General features: G+C 66.6%; 11 protein-coding genes and 8 pseudogenes. 9 read left to right on the top strand and 10 right to left on the bottom strand.

The genetic code is table 11. The features are described 5' to 3' along the window. Positions 1 to 8: 8 nt before the first annotated feature. The gene (locus T428_RS0102765; RefSeq protein ID WP_025735266.1) at positions 9 to 863 is read left to right on the top strand and encodes an SGNH/GDSL hydrolase family protein; all 855 of its coding nucleotides are present in this window, start codon (positions 9 to 11) and stop codon (positions 861 to 863) included. Then, complete coding sequence (locus T428_RS0102760; protein ID WP_025735265.1) at positions 860 to 1,516, top strand: DedA family protein; 657 nt, start codon at positions 860 to 862, stop codon at positions 1,514 to 1,516. The genes T428_RS0102765 and T428_RS0102760 overlap by 4 nt, the downstream gene beginning before the upstream one ends. Positions 1,517 to 1,529: 13 nt before the next feature. Here the strand turns inward: T428_RS0102760 and T428_RS0102755 are convergent, their stop codons facing one another. Beyond that, complete coding sequence (locus T428_RS0102755; RefSeq protein WP_025735264.1) at positions 1,530 to 2,150, bottom strand: TetR/AcrR family transcriptional regulator; 621 nt, start codon at positions 2,148 to 2,150, stop codon at positions 1,530 to 1,532. Positions 2,151 to 2,300: 150 nt separating this feature from the next. Between T428_RS0102755 and T428_RS0102750 the strand changes: the two genes are divergently transcribed. Both T428_RS0102750 and T428_RS25235 read left to right on the top strand, forming a co-directional pair. Beyond that, the gene (locus T428_RS0102750) at positions 2,301 to 2,732 is read left to right on the top strand and encodes an anti-sigma factor antagonist (RefSeq protein ID WP_025735263.1); all 432 of its coding nucleotides are present in this window, start codon (positions 2,301 to 2,303) and stop codon (positions 2,730 to 2,732) included. 16 nt (positions 2,733 to 2,748) lie between these two features. Next, a pseudogene (locus T428_RS25235) lies at positions 2,749 to 3,842 on the top strand (glutamate--cysteine ligase 2). Between the two features lie 3 nt (positions 3,843 to 3,845). On the opposite strand, the pseudogene T428_RS25230 reads toward T428_RS25235, so the two are convergent. From T428_RS25230 to T428_RS25225, 3 genes and pseudogenes are all read right to left on the bottom strand, one after another. Then, positions 3,846 to 4,639, bottom strand: a pseudogene (locus tag T428_RS25230) (sulfite exporter TauE/SafE family protein). A 50-nt stretch (positions 4,640 to 4,689) separates the two neighbouring features. Next, the gene (locus T428_RS0102735) at positions 4,690 to 5,622 is read right to left on the bottom strand and encodes a catalase family peroxidase (RefSeq protein ID WP_025735262.1); all 933 of its coding nucleotides are present in this window, start codon (positions 5,620 to 5,622) and stop codon (positions 4,690 to 4,692) included. A gap of 17 nt (positions 5,623 to 5,639) precedes the next feature. Next, positions 5,640 to 6,429 (bottom strand): annotated as a pseudogene (locus T428_RS25225) (SDR family NAD(P)-dependent oxidoreductase). Between the two features lie 70 nt (positions 6,430 to 6,499). Here T428_RS25225 and T428_RS35255 point away from each other — a divergent pair. From T428_RS35255 to T428_RS0102715, 3 genes and pseudogenes are all read left to right on the top strand, one after another. Beyond that, positions 6,500 to 7,312: a LysR family transcriptional regulator gene (locus T428_RS35255; RefSeq protein WP_342666139.1), complete on the top strand. Its 813-nt coding sequence runs from the start codon at positions 6,500 to 6,502 to the stop codon at positions 7,310 to 7,312. 345 nt (positions 7,313 to 7,657) lie between these two features. After that, positions 7,658 to 9,198, top strand: a pseudogene (locus T428_RS25215) (AMP-binding protein). Between the two features lie 124 nt (positions 9,199 to 9,322). Further along, a complete protein-coding gene (locus T428_RS0102715) occupies positions 9,323 to 10,123 on the top strand; it encodes an MBL fold metallo-hydrolase (RefSeq protein ID WP_025735261.1) in 801 nt (266 codons plus the stop codon). Positions 10,124 to 10,132: 9 nt separating this feature from the next. Here T428_RS0102715 and T428_RS31580 read toward each other — a convergent pair. The 3 genes and pseudogenes from T428_RS31580 to T428_RS0102700 form a co-directional block, all read right to left on the bottom strand. After that, positions 10,133 to 10,933, bottom strand: a pseudogene (locus tag T428_RS31580) (enoyl-CoA hydratase/isomerase family protein); the annotation flags it as partial. A 105-nt stretch (positions 10,934 to 11,038) separates the two neighbouring features. After that, complete coding sequence (locus T428_RS0102705) at positions 11,039 to 11,329, bottom strand: hypothetical protein (protein WP_025735259.1); 291 nt, start codon at positions 11,327 to 11,329, stop codon at positions 11,039 to 11,041. Between the two features lie 68 nt (positions 11,330 to 11,397). Then, positions 11,398 to 12,549: a PPE family protein gene (locus tag T428_RS0102700; protein ID WP_025735258.1), complete on the bottom strand. Its 1,152-nt coding sequence runs from the start codon at positions 12,547 to 12,549 to the stop codon at positions 11,398 to 11,400. A gap of 354 nt (positions 12,550 to 12,903) precedes the next feature. Between T428_RS0102700 and T428_RS32535 the strand changes: the two genes are divergently transcribed. Beyond that, the gene (locus tag T428_RS32535; protein WP_156942824.1) at positions 12,904 to 13,080 is read left to right on the top strand and encodes a hypothetical protein; all 177 of its coding nucleotides are present in this window, start codon (positions 12,904 to 12,906) and stop codon (positions 13,078 to 13,080) included. Between the two features lie 600 nt (positions 13,081 to 13,680). Then, positions 13,681 to 13,812, top strand: a complete 132-nt coding sequence (locus T428_RS33930) for a hypothetical protein (protein WP_281173618.1) — start codon at positions 13,681 to 13,683, stop codon at positions 13,810 to 13,812. Positions 13,813 to 13,814: 2 nt separating this feature from the next. Here the strand turns inward: T428_RS33930 and T428_RS25210 are convergent. From T428_RS25210 to T428_RS25200, 3 pseudogenes are all read right to left on the bottom strand, one after another. Continuing rightward, a pseudogene (locus T428_RS25210) lies at positions 13,815 to 14,427 on the bottom strand (TetR/AcrR family transcriptional regulator). 5 nt (positions 14,428 to 14,432) lie between these two features. Next, positions 14,433 to 17,285: pseudogene (locus T428_RS25205) on the bottom strand (MMPL/RND family transporter). Continuing rightward, positions 17,282 to 17,719 (bottom strand): annotated as a pseudogene (locus T428_RS25200) (MmpS family transport accessory protein). The pseudogenes T428_RS25205 and T428_RS25200 overlap by 4 nt, the downstream one beginning before the upstream one ends. Between the last annotated feature and the right edge of the window lie 202 nt (positions 17,720 to 17,921).

Here is a 17,921-nt window from a genome sequence, read left to right as displayed (position 1 = left end):
TCGGCATCGTGTGCGGCGCTACGCAGGCCGGATACTCCAGGTTCGTCGCCCTCGGTGACAGCCAAACCGAAGGCCTTTGGGACGGTGACGAAACCACCGGTCTCGTGGGATTTGCCGATCGGCTCGCGGTCATGCTCGACACGCTCTACCCCGGGCTGCAGTACGCCAATCTCGCGGTGCGCGGCAAAAAGCTGGGCGACGTGCTCACCGAGCAAATTCCGCCCGCGCTGGCGATGAAGCCGGATCTGATCACCATTTGCGCCGGGATGAACGACGTCATCCAGCCGGGACGACAATTCCCGCGGGCGCTGGCCGAACTCGATTACGTCTATGCGGCGCTGGCCAGATCGGGCGCGACGGTGGTGACGACGACGTTCCCGAACGTCGCGCAGTTTTTGCCGTTCGGCCGCATCGTGTCCAAACGGCTGGCCCGGATGAACAACGCGATCACCGTCGCCGCCGGCCGTTACGGATTCAAACTCGTCGACCTCTACAACGCGGCCTCGATGCGCGATTGGGACACCTGGAGTTTCGATCGCGTGCACGCGTCCCTCAAAGGCCATATCCTGTTTGCCGCCGCGGCCGCCGAAGCCCTCAATTTGCCTGACAGCAGCCATGATTGGGCCGCAGCGCATCCCAATCCCACGCAGCTGTCGATCGCCGACGGCGCGTACGGAAGGCTGCGCTGGACGCAGGAGAACTTCTTTCCCTGGCTGTGGCGGCGGATGCGCGGCCTGTCCGCGGCCGACGGGCGATTCCCGAAGCGCCCCGAGCTGCAGCCGGTCCGCGGATGGCACGTCGGCGCCCGCGCCGACGGCATTGCGACGCCGGGTGGACATCAGTCAGGCATCCTGGACCCATGAATGTCGAGGCTTTGCTGCAGTCCATCCCGCCGCTCGCGGTCTACCTGGTGCTCGGCGGTGTGGTCGGGGTGGAAAGCCTGGGCATCCCGCTGCCGGGCGAGATCGTCCTGGTCAGCGCGGCGCTGCTGTCGTTGCATCACGACATCGCCGTCAACCCGATCGGCGTCGGCGTCGCCGCGGTGATGGGCGCGGTGGTCGGCGATTCGATCGGCTACTCGATCGGGCGGCGCTTCGGCATGGGGCTCTTCGACAGGCTGGGCCGGCGCTTCCCGAAGCATTTCGGCCCCGGGCACGTCATGCTGGCCGAGCGCTTGTTCGACCGCTGGGGCATCCGGGCGGTGTTCTTCGGGCGCTTCATCGCCCTGTTGCGGATCTTCGCCGGGCCGCTGGCCGGCGCGCTGAAAATGCACTACAGGCGCTTCTTGGCGGCCAACGTGTCCGGCGCGATCTGCTGGGCGGGCGGCACGACCGCGCTGGTCTATTTTGCCGGGATGGCCGCCGAACGATGGCTGAAACGGTTCTCCTGGATCGCGCTGGTCATCGCGATCGTCATCGGCGTCGTCGCGGCAATCCTGCTGCGCGAGCGCACCTCCCGGGCGATCGCCGAATTCGAGGACGAGCACGCCCGCACGACCGGAACGACCGCCGCGTGACGGCGGGGACGAGTTAGCCCGTCGCCTCCCCCACCTCCAGCTCAGCGGGCGGCCGGTGTTGCTCGATCAGCGATATGGCCATCTTCTGGGCGCGCCGAGCAGCATCCAGGTCGCCGACGGCCGCGAGAACGATGGCACCCTTCATCAGGATGTGCCACGACGAGGCGAACTCCTCGACGTCGGTGAGCCCGGCCGCCAGCGCGCGGCGGCGCACGATGTCTCGGACGTGGTCGATGTGCGCGATGCTGGCTTTCCCGGCGAGGTGCTCGGCGCCCAACTCAAGCAGCACGTTGATGAAAGAGCACCCTTCGAAGCCGTCGCGGAGCTGGAACCACTCGTGCATGACGTCGAAGATCGCCAGCAACTGCTGCTCGGGCGTCGCGCCCCGCTGCTCCGACTGCGCCTCGATCAACCCGTGCGTCCAGATCTGTTCGCGGCGCTGCAGGACGGCCAGCACCAGGTCGTTCTTCGTCGTGAAATGGCGGTACAACGTCGCCTTGGCCACGCCGGCACGCTCGATCACCTCATTGGTGCCGACCGCACGGATCCCACGCCGGCTGAACAGTTCATATGCCGCTTTCAATATCCGTTCCCGGGCAGACAGCGCGGCCGGCGCGATGTCGGAGCTTTCCACGCCGGCTCACGATACTCTTAACTCCAACCTATAGACAGACCGCCCTGTCTCGTTATACAAAGGAGATCCGCGCATCGCGGACAGTCTGTCTTCAGAACCAGGACGGATATCCATCGCGGCGCCCCGGCGCCGGTTGACTAGGAGTCCCCAATGAAGACAATCGCCGATCACGCTCCCCCCATGGCGGGCCCGCGCCAGACGCTCCACACCCGACTCGTCCACCAGCTCAGCGATCCGCACAGCACGCTGCGCGCGACCACGGATCGCCGCGGCGCGGCCGTGCTCATCTACGCGGGCGGCGAGATCGACGCCTGCAACGAGCAGACCTGGCGTGGCCTGGTCAGCGAGGCGGCCGGCGTCGCCGCATCGCCCGGCTCACTGATCGTCGACGTCACCGGAGTGGATTTCATCGCCTGCTGCGCGGTCGAGGTGCTGGCCGAGGAGGCAGCAGCGCTGCGCCGCCGCGGCGTCGAACTGCGGTTGGTCAGCCCGCAGCGGATCGTCGCCCGCATCGTCGACGCGTGCGGCCTCGGCGGGGTGCTGCCGATCTACCCGACCGTGGACGCGGCGTTGGCCCGGTAGTGCCCCCGGCGGCTGGATGCATCACCTACCCAGCTTCGGCGTGGAGGAGGAGTTCCTCCTGGTCGATCCCGAGACGGGCGAACCGGCGCCGCGCAATGACGAGGTGGCTGCCGACGCCAAGCGCCGGGGTGTGCAGCTGCAGCTGGAATTGAGCAGCTGCCAAGTCGAAACCACTTCCGGTGTGGCCACCGGCAGCGCCGAACTCGGTGCCGAACTCGCGCAGTTGCGGCGCACCGCCGCGCAGGCCGCCGAGGCCAGTGGGTACGCCTGCTGGCGTTGGGTCTGCCGCCGGTCACCCCGCGCGAATTCCCCGTCACCGACACCGAGCGCTATCGGCGCATCGGGGAGAAGTACGGGATGATCGCGCACGAGCAAGGCATCTGCGGATGCCACGTGCACGTCGAGGTGCCCGACCGGGCGGCCGCGATCAAGGTCAGCAACTTGCTGCGACCGTGGCTGCCGTCTTTGCTTGCGCTGTCGGCGAATTCGGCGCTGTACCGCAACACCGACACGGGCTATGCGAGCTGGCGCAGCATCCTGTGGCGGCGCTGGCCGGCCGCCGGCGCGCCACCCTTCTTCAGTTCGCCAGAGCAGTACGACAGCACCGTGCAAATGCTGGTCGACAGCGGGGTGATCCTGGATCGCAAGATGGTGTATTGGGATGTGCGCCCGTCGGCGAACTTCCCAACGGTCGAGGTGCGCGTCGCCGAAGTGCCGGCGACGGTCGAAGAGACGGTGCTGCTGGCCACCCTGATCCGGGCCGCGGTGATGACGGCGCTCGAGGCGGATCGTCGCGGCGAGGACGCCAGGCGGCTGCCGCCGGCGGCACTGAGGGCGGCGTATTGGAAGGCCGCGCACGACGGACTGTCCGGGCAGCTGCTCGACTCCGACGGCGATCACAGCGCGGTGCCGGCACGACAGCAGCTGGATTCGCTGATCCGGCGGGTCCGCACGGCGCTCGACGAACTCGGCGAATACGACCGCGTCACCGCCGCACTCGATCGCATCACCGCGCAGGGCAACGGGGCGATGCGACAGCGCAAGATCTGGCAGCGGAGCGGCGACATGCTGGACGTCATCAACCACGCCGCGGCCGCCACGCACGGCTGAGCGCTAGACGGCCAACAGGCGATACAGCCCGATCAACCCCACCACCACGATCGTGGAACGCAACGCGTTCGCCGACAGCCGGCGGCCGTATCGCGCGCCGACCACACCACCGGCCAGCGAGCTCGCCGCGATGGTTGCGGCCACCGGCCAACTGATCCGATCCGACGCGGCCAACGTATAGCCAACGGCCGCAACAATATTCACGACGAGAGCCAACAGGTTTTCGCCCCGTTCATGCGCTGCATCGACTCCGGCAACAGCGCGCCCATGACACCGACCAGCAGGATGCCTTGCGCCGCGGTGAAGTAGCCGCCGTAGACGCCGATGGCAAAGGTGCCAAACACCAGCAGCGCCATTCGCACCGGCGAGACGTGTTCGGCGGAACGTCCCTGGGCCTCGGCCCTACTGCGCGCCCAGGATTGATTCCGCGGCCCGGCCACCACCAGCATCAGGGCGAGCACCAGCAGCACCGGCACCACCGCGGTGAACACCCGCTCGGGCAGGTGCAGCAGCAGGAACGATCCCAACACACCACCGGCCAACGAGGCCGGGATCTGCCAACGCAGCCGGTCCCATTGGCCGCTCAGCTCGGCGCTATAACCCCAGGTGCCCGAGACGCTGCCGGCCACCAGGCCGACCGCGTTCGACATGGTCGCGGTGACCGGCGGGTAGCCGAGCGCGACGAGTGTGGGGAACGTGATCAAGGTGTCCGATCCGACGAGCGCATTGATTGCGCCGGCGGCGAACCCAGCCAGGCCGATCAGAATGACATGAGAAGCCAACACTTCCAACGACATTAGTCGGCCGCGGCATCGGGCCGGCATTCGTGCAGCTCTGCGCCTTGCCGTCAGGCCGGAGGCGCTTCGGAACCGCGCGCGACACCGGTGCGCAGCTTGACCGAGGCCGAATACGCGAGGCTACGGAAATGCAGCACGGGGTCGTCGGACGGTTCGATGCCGTCGGTCACCCGCATCGGGTCGAAAACGACGATGTCGCCGTCGTGTTCGCGCTCGGTGTCCAGGCCGGTGATCTGCAGAGTGCCGACAGTGACCGTCTCGGCGCTTCGCCACGGCGCCGACGGGTCGGTCGTCGAGTCCTGCGGCCCGGCGATCTGCACGCGGTAGTCGAATCGGACCGGCCCTTGTGCCAGACGAGTATTCAGCTCGTCGGTGAGGAAATCGGGGCCCGCGCCCCGCGCATCGGATCCCGCGAGGTAGCTGACGCCGGCGGCGGGAATCAGGTGATAGCGAACAAATCTGGCGTTACCGTCGGCGCTGACCCACCGGAATGCGTGCAGGCCATGGTATTCGATGGTGGCGTAGCTGGTCGAGACCTTGTTGGCGTCGCGCAGCACCGGCGACGCACCGAGCAGTCGCGGATGCGTGACGAAGTACTTCGCCATGCGCAGCGGCGTCGTCAGCCCAGGCCGCATCGCCTTGAGCAGATCGACGAAGCCCTCCGGCTTGCTGGAGACGAACAGCCGGGCGGTCTGCGTCGACACGTCGGTGGTGGATCCGTCGGGCAGGGTGAACTTCACCGCCAGGCCCCGCACTGCGGGCGAGCCGTCGGATTGTTTCGGGTTGCCCGATCCGTTGGAGAACCGCACCAGCGCCCGAACTTCGCTGCCGTCGAGATGCTTTGCCCGGGACAGGGCTGCCGCGTCAGGGGTGGCGGTGAAGGTGCCGCGGTACAGCGTGCCTTTCGCGTGCAGCGCCCGGGCGCCGGGTTGGGCTCCCCCGGTACCTCGAATCGCCTCGATCGCATCGTCGGGAGTGACCATGCGCGAATCTTAAGGCGCTACTCGGGAAAGCCGAATAGTTTGACGACACCGTGATCGCGACCGGCGGTGTAGCCGCCGTCGACGGCGATCGCCTGGCCGGTGACGAACGACCCGTCGAGCGACAACAGGAACGCCGCCATCGCCGCGACCTCGTCCGGCCGGCCGAGCCGTTGCAGCGCATGCTCGGAGGTGATCGAGGCCAGCGGGCCTTCCATTCCCGGCAAGCCGAAAACGCTTTGGGCCATCGGTGTATCGATGAAGCCGGGACAGATGACGTTCGCCCGGATGCCGCTCGGACCGTAGTCGAGCGCAATGTTCTTGGTGAGCAGCACAACTCCGCCCTTGGCCGCGTTGTAGGAGCTGCCGCCCGCGGTGCCTTCCAATCCCTCGATGCTGGCGACGGTCACGATGGAGCCGCGTTCGCCGTCGACCCTGTCCTGCTGGATCATCTTGGCCAGGGCCGCCTTGGCGACCAGGTAAGGTGCCGGTGAGGTTGATCCCGATCACCCGATCCCACTCCGCGCGGTCGAGCAGATGGACCGGTCCACCGCCCGCGACACCGGCGGCGTGGAAGACGCCGTCGAGACGGCCGGGCACGGCGGCCAGCACCTGGTCGATGGCCGCCTCGTCGGTGACGTCGGCCGCCACGAAATGGAAGTCGGGCCCCACGTCGGGCGGTGATTCCAGATCGGCGCCGATCACGGTGCCGCCTTCGGCTACCAGGCGGCGCGCGGTAGCCAGGCCGATGCCGGACGCCGCCCCCGTTACGACGAATGTGCGATGACGGGCGCGATCAACATTGACCATGAGTTGATTCCTTCGTGCGGGGTTTGCCCAGCAATGGTTACACATGTTGTCATCGCGATTCTGCTAGGCCGTGACTCCCAGTGCCGCACTAACATTTTCAAACGTGGAGTTGCGTCATCTTCGTTATTTCGCAGCGGTCGCCGAAGAGCTGAATTTCGGTCGCGCCGTGAAGCGTCTATGCATTGCCGGACCGTCGCTGTCCCAGCAGATCAAGGTCCTCGAGCGGGATCTGCGGGTGCGGTTGTTCGATCGCGACCGGCGCTCGGTCACCCTGACAGCAACGGGCGCGGCGTTGCTTCCGTCGGCCCGCACGCTACTGGATCAGGCAGATCAGTTGCGCCGATCGGCAATCGGGCTGTCGCTGGCCGAACCCGTGCGGATCGGCTATGCGCAGTGGCTGCCGCCCGACCTGACCGACCGGACCTCCGCGGTCGCCAAGGTGCACATCGACACGTGGGTGCTGCCGTCGCACGCCCAGGTCGCCCGGGTCGCCGAGGGCGGCGTCGATCTGGCGATCTGCGGGGTGCGGACCGCCGACCTGGACCGGCATGGTCTCAGCGCGCATCTCATTGGCGCCGAACAGCTCTACGCCGTCAGCGTCGGCTCGGACCCCTCGCCGGTCGACGCCTGTGACGCGGTGATGTTGCTCGACGCCGACTCCGGCAGCTGGTTCTCCTGGAACCGATACGGCGAGCAGTTCGCCAGGGAGACAGGTGCCCGCACGGTGCGGATCAGCGACGGTGGCCTGGCGGCCCCAATGTTTTTCGAACATGTTCGCCGGCTGGGCCGGCCGATGCTCGCCTCGCCCAAGGCCCAAACCGCGACGCTGCCGGCAGATCTCGTGCAGCGTCCGATCACCCCGCCCGCACCCTTTTGGACGTAATCGCTGCTGTGGCGCCGCGTCGAAAACCGCGAAACCGTGCGTGGGGTGATCGACGCGTTGACGGCCGACGCGGAAGTGCTCGATCTGGACGAGGACTGGCTGCCTTTCACCGATCCCTACCGGTCACGAATCACGTTGGCCACCGCGTGATTACGCCGTTCACACCGCGAAGTTGATGCGCTCCGAAGCCCCGAGGATCGACTGTCCGTAGGGCGGCTTTCGGTCACGACCGCGTTACTACCAGGATGGAGGCCCGCACTCTCAGCACACCGTCGTGGACAGGGTGACTAGCCTTGGCTGCAGTGACCCGGGAAATCCACGAGCATCGATGAGCGGAGAAAAGCAATGCCACCAGCCGACGTCAGCATCGGTACGACGGAGACGCTGGTCGGGATGGTCGACCAGCACGCGGCGCGGCGACCCGACGACGTCGCGATCCGTTTCGGGGAGCGGCAGTGGTCGTGGGCGCAGTGGGCGGCGCGGATTCGTCAGGCGGCCACAGTGCTGCGGGACACCGGCCTGCGGCGCGGCGAGGTGGTGGCGTTCCTGGACAAGAACCACCCCGCCTGTTTGGAAACACTGCTGGCAGCCACCTCGATCGGCGCGGTAACCACGATCGTCAACTGGCGGGTGATCGGCGACGAACTCGTCCACGTCCTCGCCGACAGCGGCACGCGGGTTCTCGTCGTCGGCGCCGAGCTGGCGCCCGCGGTCGACGCGATCCGCGCGAAAGTCCCCGGCGTGCAGCGCGTCATCGTGGTGGGCGGCTCCGACGACGAGTACGAAACCCTGGTCGCCGCGGCGTCTCCCGCCGAGGTCGATCCCGACGTCGCCGACACCGATGCGGCCATCACGATCTACAGCTCGGGCACCACCGGCCGCCCAAAGGGTGTTCAGCTGTGAATCTGTCTGCGCCGTTTCCGTTTTCGCAGGGAGACGCCAACTTGGTGGCCATGCCCTTGTTCCACGTGGGCGGTATCGCGTATGCGTTCTTCGGCATCCGGGCGGGTGTCCCGACGTTCCTGACCCGCGAGCCCGAGGCCGCGACAGTCATCGGTGCCGTGAAAGCCGGTGCCACACATGCCTTTTTCGTCCCGCCGGTGATCGACCGGTTCCTGGACGCCGGTGCGGCGGCGACCGCCGCGCTGTCGGGCCTGCGCTACCTGGTCTACGGGGCCGCACCCATGCCGGTGCCGCTGCTGCAGCGCGCGCTCGCCGCCTAGCCGGAGATGAACTTCGTGCAGGTGTACGGACAGACGGAGCTGTGCGGCGCGATCTGCGCGCTGGACGCCGACGACCATCGCGACTCCAGCCGGCCCGAACTACTCGTGTCGGCCGGAAAAGCCGCTCAGGGCAACGAGATTCGCATCGTCGACCCCGAGACGGGTGAGCAGCTGCCGCACGGCGAGTCCGGTGAGATCTGGGTTCGCAGCAATCAGCGCATGATCGGCTACCTGAATCGGCCGGAAGCCACCGCCGACACCATCACCGCCGACGACTGGCTGCGCACCGGCGACGTCGGCCGCCTCGACGCCGACGGCTACCTCTACATCGAGGACCGGCTGAAGGACATGATCATCACCGGCGGTGAGAACGTGTACGGGCCCGAGGTGGAAAGCGTGCTTTTCGAACATCCCGGAATCGCGGACGCGGCGATCATCGGCGTGCCCGACGATCAGTGGGGCGAATCGGTCAAGGCGATCGTCGTGGCCGGCACCGAGCTGGACCCCGCCGAGATCATCGCCTTCTGCCGCACCCAGCTGGCCGGTTACAAGTGCCCGCGGACGGTCGACTTCGTCGACGAGCTGCCCCGCAATGCCAGCGGCAAGATCCTGAAAAACCAGCTCCGCGAACCGTATTGGAAGGATCGCGCCCGCAAGGTGTGATGAGCAGGCGGCGCATCCGGCCCGATACCCCGAGGGAAGGCGAAGTCAGCGCGACCCGCCGACCGGCGATGTTATAGCCTGCTTTGGACCCGATCGATTTCTCCGCTAGTGCATCAGGGGCGACATGGGCGAGGCAGTAGAGGCGAAGCGACGGGATAACTCGATCGCCGTGCTGGGTGGGCCGACGACGGTCATCGATATCGCGGGCCGCAGGATCGTGATGGATCCGACGTTCGACCCCCCGGGCCCGCATGACTACCTGACGAAGCTCACCGGCCCGGCAGTCAGCGCCGAGGACTTGGGGCAGGTCGACGTGGTGCTGATCAGCCACGACCAGCATCCCGACAATCTGGACACCGCCGGCCGCCGATTCGCCGAGGTGGCGCCGTTGATCGTCACCAACCCGGGCGCCGCCGGCCGCTTCGGCGCGACGGCGGTGGGGCTGAAACCGTGGCAGTCCTTCTACCTTCCGGGCGGCTTGGGACGTGTTGCGGCGCAAGCTGTTCCGGCCGTGCATGGTCCGGCCGACGGCGTGCGCGACATGGAGGGGCACGTCAACTGCGAGGTCACGGGATTCGTGTTGTACGGGCCCGGCCTGCCCACCGTCTATCTCAGCGGGGACAACGCATCGATGGGTGCGGTCGGCGAGGTGGCCGACCGGATCGGCGAGATCGACGTCGCGGTGCTGTTCGCGGGGGCCGCGAGCGTGCCGACCAAAGAGCGCGGACGTCCGCTGACGCTCACCTCGGCGCGTGCCGCCGCGGCCGCCGAAGTCCTCGGCGCCAAGGTGGTGATCGCGGCCCACGTCGACGGCTGGGGCCACTTCACCGAGGGCCCGGGTGAACTGGCCGCGGCATTCGACCAGGCCGGAATCAAACGGCTGCTGCGCTCCGCCCCGCACGGCGAGTGGATCGACCTGACCTAGACCGTCTTTCAGGCGGCCGTCGGTTCGCAACTCCGGATGCACCCAGTCCGGCGAGCGTCGCTCCTTGAAGGCCCGCACGCCCTCACGCGCCTCGGCGTCCATCAGGCTGCTGGTCATCCCGATGCGGTCGTAGAGGCCCAGGTAGTTGTCGATGCTGGACTTGATGACATTGCGGGCGCGGGGCGCGATCCGGCAGCTTTGCGCGAGCAGGTCGCGGGCGGTGGCCAGCAGGTCGTCGTGCGGCACCACCCTGGTCACCAGGCCCCAGTCCAGCGCTTCGGCCGCGGTGAGCACCCGGCCGGTGAACGTTAGGTCGCGGGTGCGTACCGGTCCGACCAGACGCAGCAGCATCTGGCTGTAGTAGATGTCGGCGTAGCCGCGGAACAGCTCGGGAACGCGGAACGTCGCACGCTCGCTCACCACCGACACGTCGCTGCACAGCGCGATCTGCATGCCGCCGCCCTGGCATAGCCCGTTGACCGCGGCGACGATCGGCTTGGCCGAGGTCCGCACGGCGTCGAACGGGGTGACGTCCATCCCGAGTGCGGCGCCGAAGGTGATCCAGTCGTCGGCGCCTCCCCCGCCGGTCATGTCACCGCCCGGCGCGAAGACGCCCCTGGTGCCGGTGATCAACAGCCCGGCCAGCCCGGGGTCCCCGTTGACAAGGCCGACGTCGTAACGGATTCCGAAGTACTTCGCGGGTGTAAAGGCGTTGCGCGCCTCGGGACGGTTGATGGTGCACACCGCGATCGGCCCCTGGCGCTCGAACCGCAGATACGGGGTGCCCAGCCAATCCCCGTCCGGTGGCAGCGGTGTCGTCGGGGTCTAGCGTCACGGGGCTCCTTCCGAGTCGGCGCCGTCCAGACGGGCGCCGCGGGCTCGCTACTGAAACTCTTACAGTATGCGCGAGGGGCGTCAGACGAACGGCAGGGTGGCGACCTGGCTGGTCTCCGACATGCTCATGACCAGGTTGCGATGCTTGTCCTGCAGGGTCGTCGAGTCGTCTCCCACGGCGCGGTCGCATTGGGGGCAGCGGATGGTGAACCGCGGCTGATCCTGTTCGTCCGGCCAGAATCGGCGCGGCCCGACCTGGAACCCCGGATCGTAGACGACCTGCTGGTGCGGGGCTTCCTTGAGAATTCCGCCGACGGGATGGCTTTGCGGGCACTCGAGTTTCAGGATGCCGATCCCTTCCTGGTTACTCATCGTCTGCTCCTGTGGGTGTTGGGTCTGGCACTGGTGTTCTCTCATTGTGTCGTCACGGAGCACGCGCATCACCCGGCCACCGGTGAGCGGGGAACCACCCGAGGTCGGTGGCCCATCCGACGCGCCGAGGTGGCCGACTCCCGTTCGACCATGGCACCCATCGGCAGGTTGGACACGGCGATGTCCGGCGACGACGGCGACCGCGTCGCGCCCCATCGGGCCGGTGGGGCTGCGTTACCGGCGGACAGCGGCACGCCCGAAGACACGGCATGGACCCAACTGGGCGGCGCCGACAAGGCACCAAGCGGCGCCGCCCGACCCATCATTGCCGTTACCCGGGTGCCCAGTGCGGGTACGGCCGTGAGACCGCCGAGATTTCCGAGACCATCTACACCCGCACCGCCGATGCCCAGCATCGAATCCGCGCCTTGCAGATCTAGCGACATGCCGTAGAGATCCATCCCGATTCCGCCGCCCTCGGCGCCCAGCCCCGCGGCGTCGGAACCCAGGTCGGCCACGTCGGAGGTCAAGCCGGCCGTGTCCCCGCTGGCCTCCTTTGCGGTGCCTGCGGCCAAGCCGGAGAGGGCTCTCATTCCGGCGCCGGCGGTGTGACTGACACCTTCGCTGGTCAGGCTCGCCAGCTCGCCGAGTGGTGCCTGGGCCAACTCGATGGCCTGGCCGGCGGTCGTCGCCGGGTTTGTCGTATGCGGGGCCGGTGTGAACGGCGCCAGGGTGGAGGCGGCCGCGGAATTGGCCGCGTATCCATACATCGCCGTCGCGTCCTGCACCCACATTTCGCTGTAGGCCGCCTCGGTGGCCATGATCGCCGGCGTGTTCTGGCCTAGCAGGTTGGTGCTGACCAACGTCGCCAGCTGTATCCGGTCGGCCGCTACCGTCGGTGGCGGCACCGTCAGCGCAAACGCCTCCCCGTAGGCGGCCACGGCCAAAGTCGCCTGCCTTGCCGCGTTTTCGCACTGGGCGGCGGTCTGCCGCATCCACAGCAGGTAGGGCGCGACGGCGCTCGCCATGGACATCGACGAGGGCCCCAGCCACGATCCGTCGATCAGGTTGGTGATCACCGACTGATAGCCGGTTGCCGCAGCGTCCAATTCGGCCGCCAGTGCCTCCCAGGCGCCGGAGGCGGCGAGAAGCGTCGAAGGCCCCGGGCCCGTGTACATTCGGGCCGAGTTGATCTCCGGAGGTAATGCCCCGAAATCCACTTTGAAATCCTTTCGGTACTGCGCCATGTCGCGGGGGCCACTGGAATGGCAACGGCGACACGCACATTGGCGCGCGTGTTGGCTACCGAGCCGTGGCGAGACCCTCAGAGTTCGCCGAGGCCGCTAGTACATGAGCCAAGGACGGACATGGCGTCATTCAATGAGGTATGCGAGCTAGCGCCCAGGCTGCCGACCGGCGCCGTGCAGCCGAGGCGAGGGCACTCGAACGACCGCGCAGGGTCGGGCTGCCTAACGCGGATTACCGGGTATCGGCGCACCAGCCCTAATCACGGTGCTGGCGGGTATCGATCAGCGCCGGGATACGCAGAGCTGGGTCAAAAGATTTGGGCAGGCATGAACATTCGCGGGTGCGCGCGCACTGCCGGCACCGGCCATGCCGGCGATAAGCCCACGGGCGTCGAAGAGCTCGGCGGGGACGCCCACGACGTGAAGGTCGGCGGTCGGTTGCGCCTTAATCCCGCGTTCTTGATTGTCTTGCCGTGGTGGAAGTTCGAGACGGAATGGACCTGACCCGGCGTCGCGGAGTGGTCCGTCAGCTGCGCCGGGCTGGAGGTTGGGTTGAGCAACGCCGTCGCCGACGGCGGGGATACGTCAGTCGAGATCTCGGCACGCAAAACCCAATAACCGTGGGCAGCTGCGAACAAGGAAAGCACGGCAACAAGCGCGACGATGGACCGTCGCCGAGTTGCAGTCCTAGACCGAGTTCGCACAATACCGACAACCTTAGCAGCGATTAGTGCGACTTTCATGAGGCCTAGCTGTGAAAACGGTTGCCACCAAGGACATTTCGAATTAATTGGTCGCCTTTCGCAAACACATTGTGCGGTAGGGATTTTGGCTGCCGATGGGCGCGACGCCTGGGATGCCAACCGATCCGCAGTCGGCCAGCGCCTCGAAGAAAAACCTCAAGGTGGTGCCCGACCGGCCCAAGGGGCCGGGACTCAAGCCGGCATCGGGCGGGGCCGGTCTGCCGTCGATGCCCAAACTGCCCTCGCGGGTCCGGCGGATTCCGCGACGACGTCCCGCCCCGGCCCGGCCGTCACGGGCGAGGGTATCCCGATCCCGGCCGCGTACTCGGCGCTGAACAAAGGCGGCGGCATAGGCATTCCGATGGGCGCCGCGCCCGCCGGCCACGGTCAAGAGGGCACCAAGAGCAAGCGCGTGCCGCACGACGGTGAGGCGCTCTACACCGAGGACCGGGCGTGGACCGAGGGGGTCATCGGTCCACGCCGGGCCTCATGAACTCAGCGCTCGATACCCAGGGCGGGCAACACGATTGTGTCGATGACCTGGCGGATGAACTCCGCGTCGACGCTTTGCCCGTTGAGCACTCGCTGCAGGCACATGGCGTTGAGCACGTCGGCGACTAGGGACCAGTCGCGGTCGGCGGCGATCTCCCCGCGGGCGGCGGCGCGCGCCAGGATCGTCGACATGATGCGGGGTGCCCTTGACCAGCATCAGATCGCCGAGAGCCTCGGCGATCTGGGGGTCACGGGCGCCCTCCAGGGCGACGCGGAGCACCAGGTCGTTGGTGATCGACTCGCTGTCGTTGCGTGCGGCGCGCTCGATCAACGCTTCCATGTCGCCGGCCAAACTGCCGGAGTCGGGGACGTCATGGTTGCGCAGATCGGGGCGTCAGTAGAGAAGAACGTCGGTGATCAACGCCGCCTTCGACGACCAGCGTCGGTAGATCGCGGCCTTGCCGACGTCGGCGCGCGCGGCGATGTCGTCCATATTGGTGGCGTCGTAGCCGTTCTCGGTCAGTGCGGCAATAGCGGCGTTGAGGATCGCGGGATCGCGGGAACGATCCAGCTTGCCAACGGTGCGTTGACGAAGCTTCAACTCCATCTCACTCATCTGCGCTACACCGTGGTCAGGCGCGGGATGGGAGCGGTAGCGCTCTCCGGCTGTTGGTCGTTCTTCCTCATCTTGAAGGTGTCCAACGGCCACCAGAACCAGCGGCCCAGCGCGGCCGCGATCGCCGGGGTCATGAAGGCCCGCACGATGAACGTGTCGACGAGCAGGCCCATCCCGATCGCGGTGCCGAACTGCCCGATCACCACCAGGTTGCTGACGATCATCGACGCCATTGTCGCCGCAAATATCAGGCCGGCCGCGGTCACCACCCGGCCGGAAGCGCCCATGCCCCGGATGATGCCGGTGTTGAGGCCGGCTGGAATCTCTTCCTTCAGACGGGAAACCAGCAGCAGGTTGTAATCGGACCCGACGGCCAGCAGGATGATCAACGTCAGCGGTAGCACGATCCATTGCGGGCCCACCCCGAGAATGTCCTGCCAGAGCAGCACGGACAGACCGCACGCGGTGCCCAGCGACGCCAGCACCGTACCGACGATCACCAGGGATGCCACCAAGCTGCGGGTGATCAGCAGCATGATCGAAAAGATCAGGATCAGCGCGGCGATGCCGGCGATCGTCAGGTCGATCTTCACGCCGTCCTGCATGTCGCTGTACATCGAGGCGGTGCCGGCCAGCGAGACCTTCGCGGACTCCAGCGGAGTGCCCTTGACCGCGTCGGCGACGGCCTGCTTGATGCCCTGGACGTGCCGGATGCCGTCCACCGAGGCGGTCGCCCTGGTGGGTGATGATGAACCGGACCGCCTTACCGTCGGGCGAGACGAACATCTTCAGTCCGCGCTTGAAGTCGGGGTTTTTGAAGACCTCCGGCGGCGGATAGAAGCTGTCGTCGTTCTTGGCCTGGTCGAAGTAGTTGCCCATCATCGTCGAGCCTTCGGCGTTCTCTTGCATGTGACACTGAATGCCGGCCATGGAGCTGTGGGTGGACAGCATGTAGTCGCGCATTCGTTGCATCGACTCGATGGTCTTGGGAAAGTCGGCGAGCAGTTGCGGCATCAACCGGTCCAGGGTGTCGATGTCCTTGGTTGTCTTTCCGATGTCGTCGGCCATCACGTCGATGTCGTCGAGCGTGTCGAAGATCGACCGCAACGACCAGCAGACCGGGATGTCGAAACAGTGTTTCTCCCAATAAAAATATGAGCGAATCGGCCGCCAGGTGTCTTCGAAATCCGCGATGTGCTGCCGCACTCCCTCGATGTCCGACTGCAAGACGTGCATGTCACGGGTCATCTCGTGAGTGGTGTCGGTCATCTGCTGCATGACGCCGTACATGTGCTGCATGACGCTGATCGTTCTGCCCATCTCGTCGGCGTGCTCGAGCATCGACGCCATGCTGTCGTTCATGAATTTGGCCGTCTGGAGCGTGCTGGTGCTGTTCATGGCGATCACGAACGGGATCGAGCTGTGCTCGATCGGCGCGCCCAGCGGCGGGTGCTGGTTTGCACCCGGCCGATGCCGCGTTAATGGAAGACCGTCTTGGCGATTCGGTCGATGATCAGCATGTCCGCCGGGTCGCGCAGATCATGGTCGGCTTCGACCATCAACAATTCGGGATTCATGTGCGCCGGGGTGAAATGCCGCTCGGCCGCCGTCTGCGCGACGTTGGCCGCGATGTCCGGCGGGGTGAATTTCTTGTCGTTGTACGTCGGGACATAGGTCGTAAGGCTGACGAAGCCGATCACCGCGACGAAGGACGCCACGACGATGATCGGCACCGGCCACCTCGTCACCATGGTGCCGACTCGGCGCCAACCCCGTTCCGACACTTGACGTTTCGGATCGAAGAAACCGAACCTGGACGCGACCGCGAGCAACGCGGGAGCCAGCGTCACGCCCGCCAGCATCGTCACCACCAAGGCGATGGCGCACGCGATGCCTATGGTCTGGAAGTAGGGCAGCTTGGTCGCGGTCAGGCACAGGCAGGCGCCCACGATCGTGAGACCCGATCCCAGGATGACGTGCACGACGCCGTTGTAGGCGCTGTAGTACGCCTGCTCTTTGTCTTCGCCACGGGATCGGGCCTCGTGATAGCGGCCCAACAGGAAGATGAAATAGTCGGTGCCCGTGGCGATGGTCAGCATCGTGACCATGCTGACGGCGTACGGGGTCAGCCCGATGATGTCCAGATTGCCCGCGGTCGCCACGATGCCTTCGGCGGCATAGAGCTCGAAGCGGACCAGTATCAACGCCAGGATCGCGTTCTTCAGCGAGCGATAGATGATCAGCAGCATCACGAAGATCACGCCGATCGTGATCAGCGTCATCAGGTCCATGCTGTTGTGCGCGGCGACCAGTGTGTCGGTATTGAGCGCGGTGTTGCCGGCTACGTAGACCTTGACGCCCGGCGGCGGCGGGACCTCGGCGACGATCTTGCGCAGCGCGGCGACCGACGCGTGGGAGGGGGTGGCGCCCTGCGCGCCGTCGAGGAAGACCTGGACGTAGGCGGCCTTGCCGTCCGGGCTCTGGGAGCCGGCGGCGGTCAGCGGGTCACTCCAGAAATCCTGGAGGAACTGAACATGCTTGCTGGCCTTGAGCTTATCGACGATCTTGTTGTAGAAGACGTGCGCGCTGTCGCCCAGCTTGTCGTCGCCTTCCAGCACGACCATCGCCAAGGAGTCGGTGTCGAACTCCTGGAACTTGTGGCCGATGTTCATCATGTCTTTGAACGCGGTCGCGTCCCGCGGAGTCATGGGCACCGAGTGCTTGCCCGCCACCTCGCCGAGCCCCGGGGTGAGCAGGGTGGTGCCGAGCGCGACGAGAAGCCAGAACAGGATGATCGGCACCGCCAGGACGCGGATCAGGCGGGCGATGCGGGAACGAGAGCCGGGCTCGTTGCTCATACGGATTTCACCAAGCAGTAGATGAAGGGTTGGTATTCGTCGAGGCTGCGGTCGTCGCGGACTTGGCCGTCGACGATGACCCGGCATCGAAGCTGGCGGATGCCGGTGTCACCCTGGGCGACGATGTTGGCCGACATCGACGGCAGGGTGGTCACGATGGTGTACGATCATGGCAGCGGCGCGTTTTCGACAAGGTGGGGTTGCCCGTTTTCATCGAGGTAGTTGACGCTGACAGTGCCGCCCGACGGGGCCGTCACCTCGTAGGTGATGTGTTTGGGGTTGAACGGCTTGGTGTCTTGGGCGTTTGCGTCGGCGCTTGCCGCGTGAGCGTTGGCTCCGAAGCTGGCACGGACCCGCAACACCACATATCCGCCGAGCGCGACAACGACGACCAGCAGCAGCGGTATCCACGCCTTCTTGAACAGTTGATACAACCCGCACCACCTCCTCTGACGGCCACCGCCGAGCGGCGCGCCTCGAGGTCGACGTACCGGATCGCACCCGCTGACGGAACTTGAGTTCCATAGTTGGGTAGTTCAGAACTGTACAGCATTGCGGAGCGCTGTGAAGACCCAGGTTGCCCGGCATCGATGCTTGGGCAACGGCGGTCGCGGCTGTGCAGCGCGTGAATTTCCT

It is taken from the genome of Mycobacterium genavense ATCC 51234 (genome assembly GCF_000526915.1).
Classification (GTDB): Bacteria; Actinomycetota; Actinomycetes; order Mycobacteriales; family Mycobacteriaceae; genus Mycobacterium; species Mycobacterium genavense.
The sequence above is the reverse complement of the archived record's forward strand: the minus strand, read 5'-3'. Positions and strand labels throughout refer to the sequence as shown.